The sequence below is a fragment of the Pseudomonas sp. PL-6 genome (assembly GCF_054110165.1).
On record NZ_CM134189.1, the window covers coordinates 4214504 to 4235052 of the forward strand.

Sequence of the window (20549 nt, forward strand, 5' to 3'; positions counted from 1 at the left end):
AAGATCGAGGTCGCTATAGAGTCCGGCGACTTCGTCGTAGCCGTTGAACAGCCGGGTCTTCATCACATTGGGGCTGAACAGGCTGCTCGGCAGACGCCGCTCCTGCGCCTGCGACCATCGCGGATGGTCCACCTGCGGGTTGACGTTGGCGTAGAAGCCATACTCATTGGGTGCCAGCGCCTGCCAGGTATTGACCGGCTCGTCCCGCACCAGGCTGATGCGCACGATGGACTTGATGCTCTTGAAACCGTATTTCCAGGGCACCACCAGGCGCAACGGCGCGCCGTTCTGCGCCGGCAGCGTGCGCCCATACATGCCCACCGCCATGAAGGCCAGCGGATGCATGGCCTCGTCCAGACGCAGGCCTTCGACGTAGGGCCAATCGATCAGGGAAAATCCGGAGCGTTGGCCGACCATGCGCTCGGCGTCGACCAGGGTCTCGAAACGCACGTACTTGGCCTGGCTGGTGGGTTCGGCCTGGCTGAGCAGATCCGCCAGGGGAAAACCCAGCCAGGGAATGACCATCGACCAAGCCTCGACGCAGCGCAGCCGATAGATGCGCTCCTCCAACTGCTGCGGTTCGGCCAGCGCCGCCATGTCGTAGCGCCCGGGCTTGCCGACCTCGCCATCGATCAGCACCGTCCAGGGCTCGACCTTGAACTGCGCGGCATGCCGCACCGGGTCGCCCTTATTGGGGCCGAACTCGTAGAAGTTGTTGTAGCGCGAAGCATCCTTGTACGGCGTGATGGCTTCGTCGCCGGCGGTAACCGCCTGCCAGCGCACGCTGTCGAGCTTGGCCTTGAACCAGCCCGGCTCGTCGACCGCCTCCACATCGGCGTAACGACCGCCGTCGGCGAAGGATAGCGCGGGCAAGGCGGCGAGCGAGGCCAGGCCGAGACTGCCGCCCATGAACCGGCGCCGGGAGAGGTAAACGGCTTCTGGGGTGACCTCGGACTCGGAAGCGGCAGAAGCGGGAGGAATTCGAATCAGCATGATGGCTCCGCGGCAAAGGCAGGTGACGGGCCAATAGACCGCGGAGCCGAGGTTTTATTACATCAGTCCACAGTCTTGCGGCGGCGCAGTTGCAACAAATATTGAATGGGGCCGGAGGCCGCATAGGCGAGGAAGATGATCAGCAGGATACGCGGCGGGTCGCTGAACACCACGGCGAACACCAGCACCACCGCGAGGATGGCGACGAAGGGAACGCGCCCCTTCAGATCGAGATCCTTGAAACTGTAGTACTTGATGTTGCTGACCATCAGCATGCCGGCCGCCGCCACCAGCACCGCCACGGCGAAGGCCATGTTCGAGCCCTTGATGCCGAAGTCGCTGAAGGCCCACACCGTACCGGCCACCACGCCGGCTGCGGCCGGGCTGGCCAGGCCGATGAAGTAGCGCTTGTCGACGCTGCCGATCTGCGTGTTGAAGCGCGCCAGGCGCAGCGCCGCGCCGGCGACATAGATGAAGGCGACCATCCAGCCGACCTTGCCCATGCTGCCCAGCGCCCACTCGAAGGCCAGCAGGGCCGGGGCGACGCCGAAGGCGACCATGTCGGACAGCGAATCGTACTCGGCGCCGAAGGCACTCTGCGTGTTGGTCAGGCGAGCGACGCGACCATCCAGGCTGTCGAGCACCATGGCGACGAACACCGCCGCCGCGGCGACGTAGAAGTTGCCGTTCATCGCATTGATGATGGCGTAGAAACCGGCGAACAGGTTGGCCGTGGTGAACAGGTTGGGCAGCAAGTAGATGCCGCGATGACGCACCTTGCGCCCCTCGGCATCCTGACCCTCCTCCACATGCTCATCGATCGGCAGCAGGCTTTCGACTTCGTCGGCGCCCCGCTTCGGCTCTTCGTGACCTTCACTCATGAACAACACCTTGCAACTGATTTGAATAATGGCGCACCGCGCGCCCTCACGGGCACCGCTCAACGCCCAGGCTTTATACCAGAAGCCTTGCCGCAGAATGAAAAAACGCGGCATCGAGCCGCGTTCTTTCGCACATCGCAGACCTTAGTTCTTGGTCTTGTCGACGATCTTGTTGGCGGAGATCCACGGCATCATCGCGCGCAGCTTCTCGCCGACCACTTCGATGCCGTGCGCGGCATTGTTGCGGCGGTAGGCGGTCATCGACGGGTAGTTGGTAGCGCCTTCGCTGATGAACATCTTGGCGTACTCGCCGTTCTGGATGCGCTTGAGCGCGTTGCGCATGGCTTCGCGCGACTGCTCGTTGATCACTTCCGGACCGGTGACGTACTCGCCGTACTCGGCGTTGTTGGAGATCGAGTAGTTCATGTTGGCGATGCCGCCTTCGAACATCAGGTCGACGATCAGCTTCAGCTCGTGCAGGCACTCGAAGTAGGCCATTTCCGGCGCGTAACCGGCTTCGACCAGGGTATCGAAACCGGCCTTGACCAGCTCGACGCAACCGCCACAGAGCACGGCCTGCTCGCCGAACAGATCGGTTTCGGTCTCGTCCTTGAAAGTGGTTTCGATGATGCCGGTGCGGCCGCCGCCGACGCCGCAGGCGTAGGACAGGGCGACGTTCTTGGCGTTGCCGGAGGCGTCCTGGTAGATGGCGATCAGGTCAGGAATACCGCCGCCCTTGACGAACTCGGAGCGCACGGTGTGGCCCGGGGCCTTCGGCGCGATCATGATCACGTCGAGGTCGGCACGCGGTACGACCTGGTTGTAGTGGATCGAGAAACCGTGGGAGAAGGCCAGGGTGGCGCCCTTCTTGATGTTCGGCTCGATCTCTTCCTTGTACAGGCGGCCCTGGAACTCGTCCGGGGTGAGGATCATCACCAGGTCGGCATTGGCAACGGCGGTGGCCACGTCGGTGACCTTCAGGCCATGGGCTTCGGCCTTGGCAACGGTAGCGGAGCCTTTGCGCAGACCGATGGTGACGTCGACACCGGAGTCCTTCAGGTTGCACGCCTGGGCGTGGCCCTGGGAACCGTAGCCGATAACGGCGACTTTCTTGCCCTGGATGATCGAGAGGTCGCAATCTTTGTCGTAATAAACTTTCATGGTCTTGGCTCTTTGAATCGAAAGGAATGGGGGTGCAAGCACCGCGACAGAGGCACCTTAAGTGATCCGCCCCATTGCGTAAAATGATATATTTGCAATACAACATGCCGATATATGAAACAATTATGGATAGTCACGCACTCAGGCTCTTTCTGTCCCTGGCCGACAACCTGCACTTCGGCAAAACCAGCCGCGAGCAGCACGTCAGCCCTTCCGCACTCAGTCGCAGCATCAAGCAACTCGAAGACGAACTCGGCGCAACGCTGTTCCTGCGCGACAACCGCTCGGTCCGCCTGACCCGCGAGGGGCAACAGTTTCGCGAGTATGCCAGCGAGGTCATCAACGGCTGGCAGGCCATTCGCCAGAGGTTCAAGCAGGATCAGCTGATCCTGCACGGCGAACTGTCCCTGTACTGCTCGGTCACGGCCAGCTACAGCTTCCTCTACGACATCCTCAGCAGCTTCCGCCAGGACTACCCGCGCATCGAAATGAAGCTGCACACCGGTGACCCGGCAACCGCCGTCGAACGCGTGCAGCAGGGGCTGGAGGATCTCGCCATCGGCGCCCGCCCCGACCACCTGCCGGCCGGCATCGAGTTCCAGCCGATCACTCGCTCGGCGCTGCGCTTTATCGGCCCGCAGTCGCCCCAGCTATTGAACGAGGAACAGCTTAGGCAGCCTACCGCGGAGAGCTGGAAGGACGTGCCGATGATTCTCTCGGAGGAGGGCCTGGCCCGCACCCGCACCGACCGCTGGCTGAAAAGCCACAACATCAAACCGCGGATCTATGCCCAGGTGAGCGGCAACGAAGCCATCGTCAGCATGGTCAGCCTGGGCTTCGGTATCGGCGTGGTGCCGCAGATCGTGCTCGACAACAGCCCCCTGACCGCGCGCATCCGCATCTACGATATCCAGCCGCCGTTGACCGCCTACGACATTGGCCTGTTCGCCCTGGAAAAACGCCTCAAGGACCCGCTGATCGCGGCCTTCTGGAACCGCCAGCAATAAATCCAGGCAATAAAAAGCCCCGCACCAGGCGGGGCTTTTCTCAACGCGGCAGTCAGATACTCAGTACCTTGTCGCCGCGGGCGATACCGGTGACGCCACTGCGCACAGTCTCCAGGATCGACGCGGTGCCGATGGCCTGGATGAAGCTGTCGAGCTTGTCGCTGGTGCCGGCCAGCTGCACGGTGTAGACGCTGCTGGTCACGTCGACGATCTGGCCGCGGAAGATGTCGGTGGTGCGCTTGACCTCGGCGCGCTGGGCGCCGGTGGCCTTGATCTTGACCAGCATCAGCTCGCGCTCGATATGGGCGCTCTCCGACAGGTTGACCAGCTTGACCACCTCGACCAGCTTGTTGAGGTTCTTGGTGATCTGCTCGATCACCTCGTCATGACCGATGGTGGTCAGCGTCAGACGCGACAGGGTCGGGTCCTCGGTCGGCGCCACGGTCAGGCTTTCGATGTTGTAGTTGCGCTGGGAGAACAGACCGACCACGCGGGACAGTGCGCCCGGCTCGTTTTCCATCAGCAGGGAGATGATGTGTCGCATCTTAGGTCCGCTCCGTCTTGCTCAGCCACATGTCGCGCATGGCACCGTCTCTGATCTGCATCGGATAGACGTGCTCGCTGTCGTCCACCGCGATGTCGAGGAACACCAGGCGGTTCTTCAGGGCGAAGGCTTCTTCCAGCTTGGGCTTGAGGTCCTTGAGCTGGGTGATGCGCATGCCCACGTGACCATAGGCCTCGGCCAGCTTGACGAAGTCCGGCAGCGACTCCATGTAGGAGTGCGAGTAGCGGCTGTTGTACTGCATGTCCTGCCACTGGCGGACCATGCCCAACGCACCGTTGTTGAGGTTGACGATCTTCACCGGCAGGTCGTACTGCAGGCAGGTCGACAGCTCCTGAATGTTCATCTGGATGCTGCCCTCGCCGGTGACGCAGGCCACATCGGCCTCCGGGAAGTTCAGCTTGACGCCCATGGCGGCCGGGAAGCCGAAGCCCATGGTGCCCAGGCCGCCGGAGTTGATCCAGCGATTGGGCTTGTTGAAGCGGTAGTACTGCGCCGCGAACATCTGGTGCTGGCCGACGTCGGAGGTGACGAAGGCATCGCCGCGGGTCACTTCGCACAGGGTTTCGATCACGGTCTGCGGCTTGATGATCGAGCCGTCGCCCTCATTGTAGGGGAACAGGCGACCGCTGCCGCGCCACTCGTCGATCTGCTTCCACCAGCTGGCGACGGTGTCCTTGTTCGGGGTTTCGCCGATTTCCTTGAGGATGGCGACCATCTCGGTCAATACGCTGTCCACCGGACCGACGATCGGGATGTCGGCCTTGATGGTCTTGGAGATCGAGGCCGGATCGATGTCGATGTGGATGATCTTGGCGTTCGGGCAGAACTTGGCCGGACCGTTGATCACCCGGTCGTCGAAGCGCGCGCCGACGGCGAGAATCACGTCGGCATGGTGCATCGCCAGGTTGGCGGTGTAGCTGCCGTGCATGCCGAGCATGCCGAGGAACTGGCGGTCGGTGCCCGGATAGCCGCCCAGGCCCATCAGGGTGTTGGTCACCGGCAGGTTGAGCATCTGCGCCAGCTCGGTCAACGGCGCCGCGGCGCCGCCCATGATCACCCCGCCACCGGAGTACATCACCGGACGCTTGGCGGCCAGGAGCATCTCGGCGGCCTTGCGAATCTGCCCGGAATGACCGCGCACGGCTGGGCTGTAAGAGCGCAGCTTGACCTTCTTCGGATAGACGTACTCGAACTTCTCGGCCGGGTTGGTCATGTCCTTGGGAATGTCCACCACCACCGGGCCGGGACGGCCGGATTCGGCAAGATAGAAGGCCTTCTTCATCACTTCGGGAATTTCCGAAGGGTGCTTGATCATGAAGCTGTGTTTCACGATGGGCCGGGAGATACCGATCATGTCGGTTTCCTGGAAGGCATCGGTGCCGACCATGGCGCTCGGCACCTGGCCGGAGATCACCACCATCGGGATGGAGTCCATGTAGGCGGTGGCGATGCCGGTGATGGCATTGGTCGCACCGGGGCCGGAGGTCACCAGCACCACGCCGGCCTTGCCGGTGGCGCGGGCATAGCCGTCGGCCATATGGGTCGCTGCCTGTTCGTGACGAACCAGGATGTGGGTCACTTCCGGTTCTTTGAACAGGGCATCGTAGATATGCAGGAGAGCACCACCAGGGTACCCGTAGATGTGCTTAACGCCTTCGTCACGCAGGAAGCGGACGACCATTTCAGCGCCGGATAAAAGCTCCACGTTGTTCACCTCTTGAACGCCAGTATGCCACCCGCCAACGGGTAGCCCTAAGTAGGTCTTACTGTCAGCGGACATGCACGACGGTGATCGTGGATTCGGAACATCAGCTTGACGAGTAACGGAGCAGCCCATGGTCTTGCGGGGCCGACCCCTCCCAGCGCGAGGTAACGCGTTGCGGGTGTCACGGTTCGGCGCGGGTAGCGCCTCTTTGCCCCGAGCTGGAGGACGCTTGCGGCGGACTCCACTGCGGGGAAGGCTGGATTGTTCGGGTTCGGCCGGGGCAAGTCAAGCGATGTGTAACCGATTACTCGATCCGCCGCTGTGACGCAGCGCAGGATGAAGATTGCCGGCTTTTGGTTATAGTAACCGGCAGCACCGCAGCTCTTGAGAAAGGAAACCGCATGCGCCACATGATTCTTACTGGCAGTTTGATGCTTGCCCTGAGCGCAACCGCCATGGCCAGCCAGGTCTACAAGTGGGTGGATGCCCAGGGCGTGACCCATTTCAGCGCGCAGCCGCCGCAAGGCCAATCAGCCACCGCGATCAACACATCCGCCCCGCCGCCACGCCAGGCGCCAGCGGAGCCCGCGCCCAGCGTCGAGGAGCTGCTCGACCCGGAGCAGGCGGCTATCGACAAGAAGGTCAAGGAGGACGTGGCCAAGCAGGAAGCCGAGCGCAAGCAATACTGCGCAAGCGCCCGCACCAACCTGGCGCAACTGGAGAACAATCCGCGTCTGCGCATCGAGGAAGAAGGCGAGGTGCGCCGCATCGACGAGAACGAGCGCCAGGAGCGCATCGCCGAACTGAAGGAGTCCATCGCGGAAAACTGCAACTGACCCTTCCGGCGCGCGCCCGTCAGGGCGCAGTTGTCAGCAGGCGATCGAACTCGCCCAACAGCTCCAGCAGCCGGCGCGCAACGCCCGGCTGTTCGCGATAGACCATCTCGGCCATGGCCTGAATCCCCGACACCGACGGCAGCGCGGCGTCCGCCTCGAGCAACTGTTTCATGCGCGGCAGGAAGATCCACTGCAGCCACTGCTCGAAGGTCAGGCTGTCGACGCAGAACGGCTCTTGGCTGGCCAGGGCTTCGGCGCCGGGCGCCTGCTCCTCCCACCAGCCGAGCAGACGCAACTCACGCTCGATCAGCAGCAACTGCTCGGCCAACAACGCGACACGAGCCTCCATCAGAGACTGACCCGCGCCCGCTCGCGCGCCTGCGCGGCGCCGGCCGGGTCGCCCTGACGCTCGCGCGCCTGGGCGATCAGGTTCCACAGGCTGGCCTGCAATGCCGGACGACCGCTGGCGTAGGTCAGGCCGCGACGGGCGAACTGCTCGGCCTGCGCCGCATCGCCCTGGGCCAGACGCACCTCGGCCAGGCGATAGAGCACCTGCGGCTCGCGCGGGGCGATGCGCTGGGCGCGCTCCAGGCTGGAAGACGCACCGTTGAGGTCGCCGCTGCCCTGTTGCTGCTGGGCCGTGGTCAACAGCGCCAGCACCGGGCCGTCGAGCTGTTCGTCGGCGGCCAGGCCTCCGCCGCTGGGAATGCCGCTGGGCATGCTCGGTGCTGGCGCACTGAAACCACCCTGGGCCGGCACCGCCGGCTGGCTGAGCGGCGGCGGGTCGAAGGTCAGGCCACCGCTGGAGGTAATGGGCTGCGGATTGGTCTGCAGCGGGGCCGAGGCCACGCCCTGCGGGATCATCACCACCACCCCGGAATCCTCTTCGATACGCTGCGGCGCGGCCGCCGGGCTACCCGCGGGGGATGCGCCGCCGACGCTGCCGGACGACAGCGGAGCGCCGGCGTCAACCACCGGAATCGAGCCCTGCGGCACCGTACTGCAACCGCCCAGCACCGTCGTTGCCAGCATCGCGGCAAGCCACTTGTTGTTCACATGCAATCCTCTTCAGAAAACGCCGGATCTGTCCGACCCTCAGTTCAGCCAGCCGCGCACCCAGTCCATCACCGACTCGACCGGCGCCTGGATGCCGCAGGCAGGCCCGGGGGCCGGCTCGCTGCCGCGAATATAAGGCATCTGCACCGCATTCGGGCAGCCCGAAGCCGAACCCTGGCCGCTGTAGCCGTCGACCCAGGCCTGGGTGACGTTGTCCGGCATCGGCATGTCCAGAGGCAGCGGGTCGGCCTTGCGCATGAAGCCGGCCCACACCTGCAGGGCGCCGGTGGCGCCGGTCAGCGGAGTCGGGCCGTTGTCGTCACGCCCCAGCCAGACCACCGCCAGCAGGTCCTGGCTGAAGCCGGCGAACCAGCTGTCGCGCGAATCGTTACTGGTGCCGGTCTTGCCGGCCAGGGTCAGCGAGCGGGGCAGCTGGCTGTACACCGAACGCCCGGTGCCTTCGCTCATGGTGCGCTGCATGGCGTTCTGCACCAGGTAGATGGCGCCCGGATCGAAACGCTGCTGGATCTGGAAGGGGTAGCGGCCGAGCGGCTCGCCGTCGGCGGTGAGCACGCTGCGAATGCCGCGCAACGGCGTGTTGAAGCCGCCGTTGGCCAGGGTCTGGTACATGTTCGCCACTTCCATCGGGGTCAGCGCGCCGGCGCCCAGCAGCATCGACGGATAGGCCGGCCACTGGCGCTCGACGCCCAGTCGTTCGAGGGTCTTGAGCACATTGGGCACGCCGATTTCCAGGCCGAGCTTGGCCGTGGACAGGTTGTAGGACTGCGCCAGCCCCTGGTACAGGTAGATGGTGCCGTGGGCCTTGCGGTCATAGTTCTGCGGCTTCCACACCTGGCCGTCCTGGCCCTTGATGGAGAACGGCTCGTCCCGCAGCCAGCTGGTCAGGGTGTACTGGCTGGGTCGCTCCAGCGCCGACAGATAGATCGCCGGCTTGATCAGCGAGCCGATCGGCCGCAGCGCATCGAGGGCGCGGTTGAAGCCGGCGAAGCGCGGCTGGCGGCTACCGATCAGGGCCTGTACCTCGCCGGTTTCCGGGTTGGTCACCACCATGCCGGCCTGCACCTCGTCCACCCCCTTGCGCCCGGCCAGGCGCTTGAGGGTCTCGGCCAGCGCCTCCTCGGCCTTGAGCTGGAGGATGGGGTCGAAACTGGTGAAGATGCGCAGACCCTCTTCGGTCAGATCCTGCTCGCGGTAGTCCTCGCGCAGCTGGCGCTTGACCAGGTCGAGGAAGGCCGGGAAGGTGCTGTCGGCCATGCTGCCGCGCGCGGTCACGCCCAGGGGTTTCTGCTTGGCGGCGGCGGCTTCCTCGACGGTGATCGACCCTTGCTCGGCGAGCAGGTCGAGCACCAGGTTGCGTCGTTCCAGCGCGCGTTCGGGGTTGCGCCGCGGGTTGTAGAAGGTCGGTCCCTTGACCATGCCGACCAGCAGCGCGACCTGCTCCAGCTTCAGCTCGGCGACCGGCTGGCTGAAGAAGTACTGACTGGCCAGGCCGAAGCCGTGCACCGCGCGCTGGCCGTCCTGACCGAGGAACACCTCGTTCATGTAGGCTTCGAGGATCTCGCGCTTGTCGTAGTGCAACTCCAGCAGCACCGCCATCATCGCTTCGGTGGCCTTGCGCACCAGGGTGCGTTCGTTGGTCAGGTAGAAGTTCTTCACCAACTGCTGGGTCAGGGTACTGCCGCCCTGCACCAGGCGCCCCGAGGTGGCGTTGATCCACATGGCGCGGGCGATGCCCTTGGGCGAGACGCCGAAGTGATCGAAATAGTCGCGGTCCTCGACCGCCACCAGCGCATCGATCAGGTAGGCCGGCACCTGGTCCAGCTTGATCAGGATGCGGTCTTCCTGATGCGCCGGGTACAGCCCGCCGATCAGCAGCGGCTCCAGCCGCGCCACCGCCAGGTTGCTGCCATCGGCCTGGGTCAGGCCCGCCACGTAGTCGCCGGAGAAGCGCACGCGCACCCGTTGCGAGGGTTCGACGCCCTCGTAGAACTGGAAGCCGCGGCTGTGCAGCTCGATGCTGTTGCCGGCCACCGACACCGCACCCGGGCCGTTGGCCAAGCTCTCGCGGCGGTAACCCAGGGCGTCGAGCTCGCGCAGGAAGTCGTCCTTGCCCAGCTTCTGGCCGACGAACAGCTCCAGCGGCCGCGCGTAGACCTTGGCCGGCACCGTCCAACGCTTGCCGGAGAATTTCTCCTGCACCACGGCATCGAGGTAAACGGCGAAACCGGCGAGGATCACCAGGCCGACCAGACCGAGCTTGAGCCCCCAGGCGAGCCAGGGACGCAGACCGGTGGAACGGGATTTCTTGCTTGAGCGGGGGGAGCGTTTTCGAGTCATGGCGGGATTATACGCACTTTACATAGGGGCCAGCAGCGCCGCCCGGACGGTTTGCAGAGCAGCTCACAGCGGCCATAATGCCGACCTCGAACAGCGTCTATAACAAGGATCGAACGTGAGCCAAGCCCTGATTGCCGCATTGCAGAACCCGGCCCTGTATCCGCATCCTGTGGAGGGGTTTCAACTGATTGAGACCCACATTTCCTGGGTTTTGCTCACTGGTCCTTATGCCTACAAGATCAAAAAACCGGTCAACTTCGGTTTCCTCGATTTCACCGATCTCGCCGCGCGCAAGCACTTCTGCGAGGAGGAACTGCGCCTGAACCAACGCCTGACCGACGACCTGTACCTGGAGGTACTGGCCATCGGCGGCAGCGCCGAGGCGCCGGTGCTGGGCGGCGACACGCCGGCCATCGAATACGCGCTGAAGATGCGCCAGTTTCCCCAGGAGCAGCTGCTCAGCGCCGTGCAGGCGCGCGGCGAGCTGGGTGATGCGCATATCGACGCGCTCGCCGAGCAGATCGCCGCCTTCCACCTGAGCGCGCCGCGGGTGCCGCAGGACCACCCGCTGGGCACGGCCGAGGCGGTGATGGCACCGGTGCAGCAGAACTTCGAGCAGATCCGTCCGCTGCTCGCCGACAAGGCCGATCTGCAGCAGCTCGATGCCCTCGAAGCCTGGGCGCAGTCCAGCTACGCGCGGCTGCAGCCGCTTCTGACCGAGCGTAAGGCGCAGGGTTTCATTCGCGAGTGTCACGGCGACATCCACCTGGGCAACGTCGCGCAGATCGACGGCCGCGTGGTGCTGTTCGACTGCATCGAGTTCAACGAGCCGTTCCGCCTGATCGACGTCACCGCGGACGCTGCCTTCCTCGCCATGGACCTGGAAGACCGCGGCCTCAAGTGCCTGTCGCGGCGCTTCGTCAGCGCCTGGCTGGAGCGCACCGGCGACTATGCCGCGCTGCAGTTGCTGAATTTCTACAAGGCCTACCGCGCCATGGTGCGCGGCAAGGTCGCGCTGTTCCGCCTCGGCCAGGAGCAGGACCCGGTGCAGCGCGCGGTGATCCTGCGCCAATACCGCGCCTACGCCGCCCTGGCGGAAAGCTACAGCGCCATTCCCTCGCCCTTTCTGGCCATCACCCACGGCGTCTCGGCCGTCGGCAAGAGTCACGTGGCGCTGCGCCTGGTCGAGGCCCTGGGCACCATCCGCCTGCGCTCCGACGTCGAGCGCAAGCGCCTGTTCGGCGAGCAGGACGCCACCCACCAGGGCCAACTGGCGGACGGCATCTACAGCGCCGACGCCAGCGCCGCCACCTACGCGCGCCTGCACCAGCTGGCGCGCCAGACGCTGCAGGCCGGCTTCCCGGTGGTGATCGACGCCACCTACCTCAAGGCCGAGCAGCGCCGGGCCGCCAGCGAAGTCGCCGAGCAGACCGGCGCGCCCTTCCTGATCCTCGACTGCCAGGCGCCCGAGGCGGTGATCGCCGGTTGGCTGGCGCAGCGCCAGAGCGAGGGCCGCGACCCCTCCGACGCCACCCTCGAGGTGATCCAGGCGCAGCAGGCCACGCGCGAGGCGCTCGACGACGACGAGCTGGCCCACAGCAAGCGCGTCGACACCCACGACAGCGCCAGCCTGGACAGCCTGGTGGAACGTATTCGCCAGCGTCTGCCGGGGCTCTGAGTCCCGCCCACCACAAGTTGGCACGCCGCGCCGGGCAAAGCGCGGCGCGGCTTCTATACTGCCGGTGAACTCGCCACCGGTAGCCCCCATGAGCCAGCCACGCCAGCTCGACCACCCGCTCTATCGCCTGCTGCGCAATGACGACATCGCCGCCTTCAACGCCCAGAAACCCACGGACGTCGCGGTCGACCTGTCCGGCGGCGACTTTCGCGGGCTCGACCTGCGCAGCCTGGACGCCGCCGGGGTGATCTTCACCGACGCCTACTTCCGCGGCGCCGACCTGCGCGGCCTGGATTTGCGCCACGCCCAGCTGGAGGGCGCCAGCCTGGCCCACGCGCAGATTTCCGGCGCCTACTTTCCGGTCGAACTGAGCGCGGACGAAATTCTCATGTCGGTGAATTTCGGCACCCGTCTGCGCTATCGCAGCAAGTGACATGAGCGACGTCGCCCAACTGTTCGGCGCGCGCGCCGACGCCTACGCCAGCTTCCGCCCGGCCTACCCGGACGCCCTGTTCGACTGGCTGGCCGCACACAGCCCGGGCCGGCGCCTGGCGCTGGATATCGCCTGCGGCAACGGCCAGGCCAGCCTTCCCCTGCTGCGCCACTTCGAACGGGTGCTGGCCTGCGACGCCAGCGCCGCCCAGCTGGCGCAAACGCCCCCGGCCGCCGGCCTGCACCTGCTGGCAGCCGATGCGCGCAGGCAGCCGCTGGCCGACGCCAGCGTCGACTTGATCGTCGTCGCCCAGGCCCTGCACTGGTTCGCCGACGCCGCGTTCTTCGCCGAAGTCGCCCGTCTGCTGCGCCCTGGCGGGCTGCTCTGCGCCTGGTGTTACAGCCTGATGAGCATCGATGCGCGGCTCGATCCGCTGATCGAGCACTTCTACGCCAGCACCCTGGCCGGCTGCTGGCCGACGGGCCGCGGCAGCGTCGATGCCGGCTACCGCGATATCCAGGCGCCGCTGCAGCCCCTGCCAGTGCCGCCCTTCGCCCTCTCGGCGCACTGGGACCTGGCACAACTGCTCGGCTACCTGCGCACCTGGTCGGCGGTGCAACGCTGGGAACAGCGTCACGGCCGCGACCCGGTGGCCGAACTGACGCCGGCGCTGCGCGCCGCCTGGGGCGACGAAGGCGAGCGGCGCACTGTCAATTGGCCGCTACACTTCTTGGCAGGCACGCCTACGTGAACCTCTTCCTCACGCCACGCATGGAGGCCCGATGAACGACGAGCTGCAACATCTGAAAAACCTGGGCAAGACCTCGGCGCAATGGCTGCACGCCGTCGGCATCCACAGCGCCAACGACCTGCGTCGCTACGGCGCGGTCGGCGCCTATCGTGCGGTGCGCGCCCGCGGTTTTCGCGCCTCCAAGGTGCTGCTCTACGCCATCGAGGGCGCCCTGCTCGACGTGCACTGGAACGAGCTGCCGCCGGCGCACAAGGCCGAACTCAACGGCCGCCTCGACGAAGCCCAGAGCTACAACAAGAGCTAGCTCACAACCCCAGCGCGAGAGGATTTACGCGCAAGGCGCCGCAGCCTATTGTTTCAGGGACCTTCGTGTGGTCAGCCAGCCCAGCCAGTTCAAGGAATTACGGTTATGTATTTACTCGGGGAGCAACCGGCCTACGCCGATCAGCTGATCAACCGCCTGCAGAGCATCCCCACGCAGCTGCTGGAAGGGCTACAGGCCGTCGGTGCGCCGCTGCGTCTGGAACGGGTCGAGGACCTGGCCCAGGTGCTGCCGGGCAACCAGTTGTTCATCATCGAGAATGGCCTGCTCCACGCGGTAGTCGACGAACGGCCGCTGTTCTACCTGCAGGAAGGCGACCTGGTCGGCCTGCGCCAGGGCATCGACCTGCCCAGCTGCCGCTACAGCAGCGAGGAGCCGATCAGCCTGATTCCCTACTCGCGCAGCGAAGTGTTCCAGCATATCTACGCCAGCGAGCAGCGCCAGGAACAGTTCATCCACTACCTGATCGGCCATACCGCCCTGCTCTCCGACGCCCTGGCGCGCCTGAAGCAGCCGGAGATTCGCCCGGCCACCGGTTTCCAGCACTTCGCCGCCGGCGAGGAGCTGATCCATCAGGGCGACGAAGCCGATCACGTGTTCATCATCATCGAGGGCCACGCCGAGGCCTACGTCGACGGGCAGAAGGTCGGCGACGTGCAGAAGGACGAGATCTTCGGCGCCATGGCCGTGTTCACCCGCGAGAAGCGCAGCGCCACGGTGGTGGCCAGCGAGCCCTGCACGGTGATGGTGATTCCCAAGGAGCAATTCCTCAGCCTGATGCAGAGCAACCCGCGCATCGCCCACAGCCTGATCGAGAGCATGGCGCGGCGCATCGACCTGCTCAACAAGGAAGTCACCCAGTTGCGCCAGCCGGCTGCGTCCTGAGTCCGCGCGCGGCATACCAACCCCGGCCAGGCGCCGGGGTTTTGCCTATCTGGGCACAGGAAAAGGCGCTGAGAAAAATTCTCAAAAAGCCGTTGACTATTAAATGAGAATTGTTATTATTACATCAACTGGTCGCGAGATCAGCCGATAAGCTAAAGAGACCATTCAGTCGGACTCTTCAGACTATCTCCTCATCAGGCTAATCACGGTTATTGACCCGGCTCTTGCCGGGTCTTTTTTTGCCTGCGCGAAAGCCTGTAGGGCGGGCTCGGGAACGCCGGCGAACAGTCCGCCATTGGCCGTCGGCGTACTGCCTGCGGCGAGTGCGTGCTGGCCAGGTGACTCGGCGACAGGTCCTAGGGTCGCAGTTTGGCGCAGTGATCCTGCTGCGGCTGCGCCGCGGTGAACCAGGCGTAGTCGGCCTGCGCGGCGCTAACTGGCTTGCCGACCTCGGCGAGGATCAGCACCGCCTGCCCCGCGCCGGCGCCGAGGTCGGCCAGGTGCAGCGGCACGCCCAGATCCTTGCGCACATGGAAGGCGCCGGCCAGCAGCAGGCTCGGCCGCGGCGCCGCCAGCAGCGCCTCGGCCATGCGTCGGTCGCGCTGCTGCTGCACGGCGAGCATGGCCGGCAGCTGACTGTCCGGCAGCAGCTGGCAATGCGACTCGCGGATATCCTCCAGCAGCCTGGCCTGCACCTGCGCCGCCGCGGAGCGCTCGCCCTGCAGGGCCGGCCGCTGCCGGTAGATCTGCAGAATCTCGGCGCGCTGCAGATTGGCCGCCAGCAACGGATAGGGCTGGCGCAGCTGGTGCAACACCAGCGGCCCGTACAACGACCAGTCCCAGCCCGGCTGCCAGCTCAGCGCGCCAAAGGGGTCGCCGGGCAGTCGACCGGCGCGGGCGGCGGCCTGGGCGGCGGCGACCTTGTCCTGCTGATCGGGCGTGAGCATTTCCAGCAGCACGCTGCCCTGCGGGCGCCGTTTTGCCAGCTCGCGTGACAGCCACAGCTGCAGGGCATGGTGATCGGGATTGTCATGCTGCTCGCCGACCAGCACCCGCTCGGCCCCTGCTAGCTGCTCGACCAGCTGCTGCGGGCTGATCGAGCGACCGCTGGCCAGCTCGAGGATGCGGCCGAGGTCGGCGTGCTCGCGCCCCAGCGGCGCGATGGGCGCAGGCGGCGGCAGCACCTCGCGGGACTGACAGGCTGCGACCAGAACCAGACAGCAGAGCAGAAGGATGCGCATGGATGCCCCTGAATCGTCAGCGCGCCACGATCAACGGATGACCGCGCTCGGGATGAGTCTGCACCAGCACCTCCAGACCGAACACCGCCTGCAGCGGCTCGGCACGCAGCACCTCGGCCGGCGTGCCGAAGGCATGCGCCCTGCCCCGCTCCAGCAACAGCAGGCGGTCGCAATAACGGGCGGCCAGGTTGAGGTCGTGGAGGATCACCAGCACCGCGGCGCCAGCCTCGGCCAGACGCCGGGTGGCCTGCAGGCAGGTGTGCTGGTGCAGCGGGTCGAGCATCGCGGTCGGCTCGTCGAGCAGCAGTATCTGCCCTGCCCCGCCCGGCCACAGCTGCGCCAGCACCCGCGCCAGGTGCACGCGCTGGCGCTCGCCGCCGGACAGCGCCAGGTAGCTGCGTCCGCTCAGGTGCGCGACATCCGCCGCACGCAGCGCTTCCTGGACGATCTGCGCATCGCGCGCGCGGCCGCTGGCATGGGGCAGGCGGCCCATGGCGACGACCTCCTCGACGCGAAAGGCGAAATTCAGGCTCGAGCTCTGCGGCAGCACCGCCAGCCGCCTGGCGCGCTCCGCCCCCGGCCAGTCGCCGAGCGGACGCCGATCCAGGCTCACCCGCCCGGCGCTGGGCGGCAGCTCGCCGGCCAGGGCGGCGAGCAGGGTGCTCTTGCCAGCGCCGTTGGGCCCGAGCACGCCGAGCACCTCGCCCGCCTGCAGCTGCAGGTCGATGCCGCTGAGCACGGCGCACTGGCCGCGGCGGACTTCCAGTTGTTCGGCCCGCAGCATCAGCTCCGCCCCCGCACCAGCAGATAAAGGAAGAACGGCGCGCCGATCAGCGCAGTGACGATGCCGATCGGCAGCTCGGCCGGCGCCAGCACCAGGCGCGCGGCGAGGTCGGCCAACAGCAGCAGGCTGGCGCCGGCCAGCGCCGAGGCCGGCAGCAGCAGACGATGGTCGGGGCCGACCAGCAGGCGCATCAGGTGCGGCACCACCAGGCCGATAAAGCCGATCAGGCCGGCCGCCGCCACCGCGGCGCCGACGCCCAGCGCGGTGCAGAACACCAGTTCGCGCTTGAGCCGCTCCACCTCGAAACCCAGGTGGCGCGCCTCGGATTCGCCCAGCAGCAGCGCATTCAAGGCACGCGCGCGACGCGGCAACCACAACGCCACCGCCGCGGTGGCCAGCAGCAGCGGCCAGAGCCGGGCGTAGCTGGCGCCGTTGAGGCTGCCCAGGTTCCAGAAAGTCAGGGTGCGCAGGGTGGCGTCGTCGGCGAGGTAGGTGAACAGGCCGATGGCCGCCCCCGCCAAGGCGGTGAGGGCGATGCCGGCCAGCAGCATGGTGGCGACGCTGGTCTGCCCGTCGCGCCGCCCCAAGCGGTAGACCAGGGCGGTGACCAGCAGGCCGCCGACGAAGGCGCAAGCGGATAGCAGATAGGGGGCGAAGGCCTCCGGCAGGCCGCCGAACGCGGCGCCGCCGACTATCGCGAGCGCCGCCCCCAGCGCCGCGCCGCTGGACACGCCGACCAGGCCGGGATCGGCCAGCGGGTTGCGGAACAGGCCCTGCATGGCCACCCCGCACAAGGCCAGGACCATGCCCACCGCCAGCCCGAGCAGGGTACGCGGCATGCGGATCTGCGCCAGGATCAGCTCGGCCTGCTCGACCGCCGCGTCGCCGGCCAGGGGCAGACCGAGCAGGCGCAAGGCCGCCCGCAGGGTATCGCCCAGCGCCAGGCTGACCGGCCCCAGGGCCAGCGACAGCCAGAGTGCGAGCGCGAGCAACAGGCCCAGGGCGATGAACAATGGGCGTGCTTGAAGGGTGGGAGTCATGGCTGGCGCTGGGCTTCGGCGATCTGAGGTTGGCTGGCAGGATAAAAGCCCGCGGCCAGCATCGCCAGCCCATCCGGCACGCGCGAGCCGAGGCCGCCGACCTGCAGGGTCGGGTCTAGCGCCAGCAGCGCCTCGCTGGACAGCGCCTGCTAGCCGCTGCAGCAGCTGCAGGGCGGCCACCGCCTGGGCCTGACCGCCGAGCGCTTCGAGCGCGAAGAGGACATCGACAGCCGCATCAACCAGGGCACGGCCACCTGCCCCGCTCACACGACGCCCGCGAAAGCAACGAGCGCCAGCGCCTGTCGTTCGACCATCGCTTCCAGGCCCAGGACGCCAGCGGCGCGCTCGACTGGGCGGAAAGCATCGTCTACCGGCAACCGGCGGCCACTACTACAGCAAGCCAGGGCGCAGCTTACGCGCCCCGGCGTCCTGGCAGTTCTGCGGTTCTGCTTGGCGCAGGGATGCGCCCCCTTTCTTCCTGCGGGATAATCGCGCCACCTGAAACGGAGACCGCGATGATCCGCCTATGCGCCCCGAGCGAGCTGGCCGAAGGCCAGAGCCGGGGCTTTCTGCTCGACCAGTTGAACCTGCTCGCCGTGCGCAAGGACGGCCGCGTGCATGCCTACCTCAATCGCTGCCCGCACCGCGGCGTGCCGCTGGAGTGGCAGGCAGACCGCTTTCTCGACGACAGCGGCAGCCTGATCCAGTGCGCCACCCACGGCGCGCTGTTTCTGATCGACACCGGCGAATGCGTCGCCGGGCCCTGCGCCGGGCAGGCGCTGCAGGCCATCGAGTGCCGCGAGGACGCCGAAGGTATCTGGATAGAGACCTAGGGTGGACATGCCACAGGCTCGTCCACCATCGCCACAATCCCGTGCCGGACAAGGCTGCGCCATGTCCGGCCTACGCCAACACCTCCAGCCTGCGCATCAGGGCGATACCTGCGGGGCTGACCTCGGCGCCGTAGGCCAGCACTTCCACGCCGGCCGCCTTGGCCTCGCGCAGGCCGGCGGCGTAGGCCGGGTCGATCTCCTCGGCGGCGCGCACAGCGCGAATACCGGACAGGTTCACGCAGTACAGCTGCACCGTGCGCACCCCGGCGCGCGCCAGCGCGGCCAGCTCGCGCAGGTGCTTGGCGCCGCGCGCGGTCACCGCATCGGGAAAAGCCGCCACATCCGTGCCATCGAAACCCAGGGTCACGCTCTTGACCTCGACATAGGCCGGGCCGTCGGCGTAATCCAGGCGAAAATCGGCGCGGCTGTTCTCCACCCCGTAGGGCACCTCGCGTTTGAGCGCAACGAAACCGGCCAGCTCGGCGATCAGCCCGGCGCGCAGCGCCTCCTCCACCAGCGCATTGGCCCGCGCGGTATTGATGCAGGCCAGGCGCCCCTGTGGCGTTTCGCTCAGCTCCCAGCTACCCGGTAGCTTGCGTTTGGGGTCGTCGCTACGGCTGAACCACACCCGGCAGCCCGCGCTCATGCAGTTGAGCATCGAGCCGGTGTTGGCGCAGTGGATGGTCAGCGCCTCGCCGCTGGCGCTCTCGATATCGGCGAGAAAGCGCTTGTAGCGGCGCAGCAGCCGCCCCTCCTCCAGTGGCGGATCAAAGCGCATCGGGGTTCCAGCTGCTCAGGCCGCGGGCGATGCGCTCGACCGCCTGCTCCAGGCGCTCGAGGTTCTGCGTATAGGCGAAGCGCACATGATGGCCGGCCTGGTGGCGGCCGAAATCCAGCCCCGGGGTGAAGGCCACGTACTCGGTCTCGATGAAGTGGCGACAGAAGGCGAAGGCGTCGCCGCCGAAGGCCGAGATGTCCGCGTATAGATAGAAGGCGCCTTCAGGCTCCACGGCGATGCCGAAGCCCAGCTCGCGCAGCGCCGGCAGCAGGTAGTCGCGACGGCGCTGGAACTCGTGGCGGCGCTCTTCGAGAATCGCCAGGGTGGCCGGCTGGAAACAGGCCAGCGCGGCATGCTGGGCCATGGACGGCGCACTGATGTAGAGGTTCTGCGCCAGTTTCTCCAGCTCGGGCACCGCGTTTTCCGGCGCCACCAGCCAGCCGAGGCGCCAGCCGGTCATGCCGAAATATTTGGAGAAACTGTTGAGCACGAAGGCCTCGTCGTCCACTTCCAGCACGCTGGCAGCATCACAGCCGTAGGTCAGGCCGTGGTAGATCTCGTCCACCACCAGATGGCCGCCGCGCTGCTTGAGGCAGGCGGCCAGCGCCGCCAGCTCGTCCCTGTGCAGCAGGGTGCCGGTGGGGTTGGCCGGCGAGGCGACCAGCGCGCCGACGCTGTCCGAATCCCAATGCCGCTCCACCAGTTGCGGGGTCAGCTGGTAACGCACCTCGGGGCCGACCGGCACCAGTTGCGCGGCACCTTCCACCAGGCGCAGGAAATGGCGGTTGCAGGGATAACCGGGGTCGGCCAGCAGCCAGTGCTTGCCCGGGTCGACCAGCAGGCTCGCGGCCAGCAACAGCGCGCCGGAGCCACCGGGGGTAATGAGGATGCGTTCAGGGTCTATGCTTAGCCGATGTCGCGCACCGTAGAAGTCGGCAATGGCCTGGCGCAGGGCCGGCACACCGCGCGCCGCGGTGTAGCGGGTGTGGCCGGCGGCCAGCGCCGCCTGCCCGGCCTCGACTATGGGCGCGGCAGTGGTGAAATCCGGCTCGCCGATTTCCAGGTGGATGACATCGTGGCCGGCGGCCTGCAGTTCGTTGGCCCGCGCCAGCAAGGCCATGACGTGAAAGGGTTCGATGGCGCGACTGCGCGCACTGTAGAGCTGAGCCATGGGCCTGCCTTGCGAGGTTTCGAGGCGCGGATTCTAGCAGGGCTCGACAAAACCACGGATGGGCTTCGAGC

General features: G+C 66.6%; 21 protein-coding genes (1 of these 21 cut by a window edge). 8 read left to right on the forward strand and 13 right to left on the reverse strand.

Going from position 1 to position 20549, the window contains the following annotated elements; all coding sequences use genetic code 11:
- From msrP to ilvC, 3 genes are all read right to left on the reverse strand, one after another.
- A protein-coding gene (gene msrP, locus ACW9UL_RS18240) for a protein-methionine-sulfoxide reductase catalytic subunit MsrP (protein ID WP_457787876.1) crosses the window boundary here: on the reverse strand, positions 1-993 show its 5' portion. Its footprint begins 15 nt before the window's first position; 993 of the gene's 1008 nt are visible here — the first part of the coding sequence; it begins with the start codon at positions 991-993; the stop codon falls past the left edge of the window.
- A gap of 62 nt (positions 994-1055) precedes the next feature.
- Positions 1056-1874: a CDP-diacylglycerol--serine O-phosphatidyltransferase gene (pssA, locus tag ACW9UL_RS18245; RefSeq protein ID WP_021445767.1), complete on the reverse strand. Its 819-nt coding sequence runs from the start codon at positions 1872-1874 to the stop codon at positions 1056-1058.
- Positions 1875-2018: 144 nt separating this feature from the next.
- Entirely contained in the window at positions 2019-3035 is a 1017-nt protein-coding gene (gene ilvC / locus ACW9UL_RS18250; RefSeq protein WP_021445768.1) for a ketol-acid reductoisomerase, read from the reverse strand.
- 125 nt (positions 3036-3160) lie between these two features.
- On the opposite strand from ilvC, the gene ilvY reads away from it, so the two are divergent.
- Positions 3161-4042, forward strand: coding sequence for an HTH-type transcriptional activator IlvY (gene ilvY / locus ACW9UL_RS18255; RefSeq protein ID WP_021445769.1), 882 nt, complete (start codon positions 3161-3163; stop codon positions 4040-4042).
- Positions 4043-4094: 52 nt separating this feature from the next.
- Here the strand turns inward: ilvY and ilvN are convergent, their stop codons facing one another.
- Both ilvN and ACW9UL_RS18265 read right to left on the reverse strand, forming a co-directional pair.
- Positions 4095-4586 (reverse strand): acetolactate synthase small subunit, encoded by a 492-nt coding sequence (gene ilvN, locus ACW9UL_RS18260; protein ID WP_021445770.1) that lies wholly within the window; start codon positions 4584-4586, stop codon positions 4095-4097.
- Position 4587: 1 nt separating this feature from the next.
- Positions 4588-6312, reverse strand: a complete 1725-nt coding sequence (locus ACW9UL_RS18265; RefSeq protein ID WP_031303789.1) for an acetolactate synthase 3 large subunit — start codon at positions 6310-6312, stop codon at positions 4588-4590.
- Between the two features lie 401 nt (positions 6313-6713).
- Here ACW9UL_RS18265 and ACW9UL_RS18270 point away from each other — a divergent pair, with 401 nt between their 5' ends.
- The gene (locus ACW9UL_RS18270) at positions 6714-7148 is read left to right on the forward strand and encodes a DUF4124 domain-containing protein (protein ID WP_457787877.1); all 435 of its coding nucleotides are present in this window, start codon (positions 6714-6716) and stop codon (positions 7146-7148) included.
- A 19-nt stretch (positions 7149-7167) separates the two neighbouring features.
- On the opposite strand, the gene ACW9UL_RS18275 is transcribed toward ACW9UL_RS18270, so the two are convergent.
- The 3 genes from ACW9UL_RS18275 to mrcB form a co-directional block, all read right to left on the reverse strand.
- Positions 7168-7497 (reverse strand): YqcC family protein, encoded by a 330-nt coding sequence (locus ACW9UL_RS18275; protein ID WP_457787878.1) that lies wholly within the window; start codon positions 7495-7497, stop codon positions 7168-7170.
- Complete coding sequence (locus ACW9UL_RS18280) at positions 7497-8180, reverse strand: tetratricopeptide repeat protein (protein WP_457790993.1); 684 nt, start codon at positions 8178-8180, stop codon at positions 7497-7499. The genes ACW9UL_RS18275 and ACW9UL_RS18280 overlap by 1 nt, the downstream gene beginning before the upstream one ends.
- Before the next feature lie 63 nt (positions 8181-8243).
- Positions 8244-10562: a penicillin-binding protein 1B gene (mrcB, locus tag ACW9UL_RS18285; protein ID WP_021445775.1), complete on the reverse strand. Its 2319-nt coding sequence runs from the start codon at positions 10560-10562 to the stop codon at positions 8244-8246.
- A 115-nt stretch (positions 10563-10677) separates the two neighbouring features.
- On the opposite strand from mrcB, the gene ACW9UL_RS18290 reads away from it, so the two are divergent.
- The 5 genes from ACW9UL_RS18290 (at position 10678) to ACW9UL_RS18310 (ending at position 14631) form a co-directional block, all read left to right on the forward strand.
- The gene (locus ACW9UL_RS18290) at positions 10678-12240 is read left to right on the forward strand and encodes a bifunctional aminoglycoside phosphotransferase/ATP-binding protein (protein ID WP_457787879.1); all 1563 of its coding nucleotides are present in this window, start codon (positions 10678-10680) and stop codon (positions 12238-12240) included.
- A gap of 88 nt (positions 12241-12328) precedes the next feature.
- Positions 12329-12673, forward strand: coding sequence for a pentapeptide repeat-containing protein (locus ACW9UL_RS18295; protein WP_122110183.1), 345 nt, complete (start codon positions 12329-12331; stop codon positions 12671-12673).
- Position 12674: 1 nt separating this feature from the next.
- Entirely contained in the window at positions 12675-13424 is a 750-nt protein-coding gene (locus ACW9UL_RS18300; RefSeq protein WP_457787880.1) for a class I SAM-dependent methyltransferase, read from the forward strand.
- 31 nt (positions 13425-13455) lie between these two features.
- Positions 13456-13728: a TfoX/Sxy family protein gene (locus tag ACW9UL_RS18305; RefSeq protein ID WP_021445779.1), complete on the forward strand. Its 273-nt coding sequence runs from the start codon at positions 13456-13458 to the stop codon at positions 13726-13728.
- Positions 13729-13833: 105 nt separating this feature from the next.
- On the forward strand, positions 13834-14631 hold the full coding sequence (locus ACW9UL_RS18310; protein WP_021445780.1) for a cyclic nucleotide-binding domain-containing protein: 798 nt from the start codon (positions 13834-13836) through the stop codon (positions 14629-14631).
- 356 nt (positions 14632-14987) lie between these two features.
- Here the strand turns inward: ACW9UL_RS18310 and ACW9UL_RS18315 are convergent, their stop codons facing one another.
- From ACW9UL_RS18315 to ACW9UL_RS18325, 3 genes are read right to left on the reverse strand one after another with little or no spacing between them, the layout of a single operon-like run.
- Positions 14988-15872, reverse strand: coding sequence for a ChaN family lipoprotein (locus ACW9UL_RS18315; protein ID WP_122110181.1), 885 nt, complete (start codon positions 15870-15872; stop codon positions 14988-14990).
- A gap of 16 nt (positions 15873-15888) precedes the next feature.
- Complete coding sequence (locus ACW9UL_RS18320) at positions 15889-16656, reverse strand: heme ABC transporter ATP-binding protein (RefSeq protein WP_122110180.1); 768 nt, start codon at positions 16654-16656, stop codon at positions 15889-15891.
- Positions 16656-17696 (reverse strand): FecCD family ABC transporter permease, encoded by a 1041-nt coding sequence (locus ACW9UL_RS18325; protein WP_457787881.1) that lies wholly within the window; start codon positions 17694-17696, stop codon positions 16656-16658. Before ACW9UL_RS18325 ends, ACW9UL_RS18320 begins: the two co-directional genes overlap by 1 nt.
- 515 nt (positions 17697-18211) lie before the next feature.
- On the opposite strand from ACW9UL_RS18325, the gene ACW9UL_RS18330 reads away from it, so the two are divergent.
- Positions 18212-18529: a Rieske (2Fe-2S) protein gene (locus ACW9UL_RS18330; protein ID WP_457787882.1), complete on the forward strand. Its 318-nt coding sequence runs from the start codon at positions 18212-18214 to the stop codon at positions 18527-18529.
- Between the two features lie 70 nt (positions 18530-18599).
- Here ACW9UL_RS18330 and sfsA read toward each other — a convergent pair whose 3' ends face one another.
- Both sfsA and ACW9UL_RS18340 read right to left on the reverse strand, forming a co-directional pair.
- A complete protein-coding gene (gene sfsA / locus ACW9UL_RS18335) occupies positions 18600-19307 on the reverse strand; it encodes a DNA/RNA nuclease SfsA (protein ID WP_397497988.1) in 708 nt (235 codons plus the stop codon).
- Positions 19297-20478, reverse strand: coding sequence for a pyridoxal phosphate-dependent aminotransferase (locus ACW9UL_RS18340; protein ID WP_397497987.1), 1182 nt, complete (start codon positions 20476-20478; stop codon positions 19297-19299). The genes sfsA and ACW9UL_RS18340 overlap by 11 nt, the downstream gene beginning before the upstream one ends.
- Between the last annotated feature and the right edge of the window lie 71 nt (positions 20479-20549).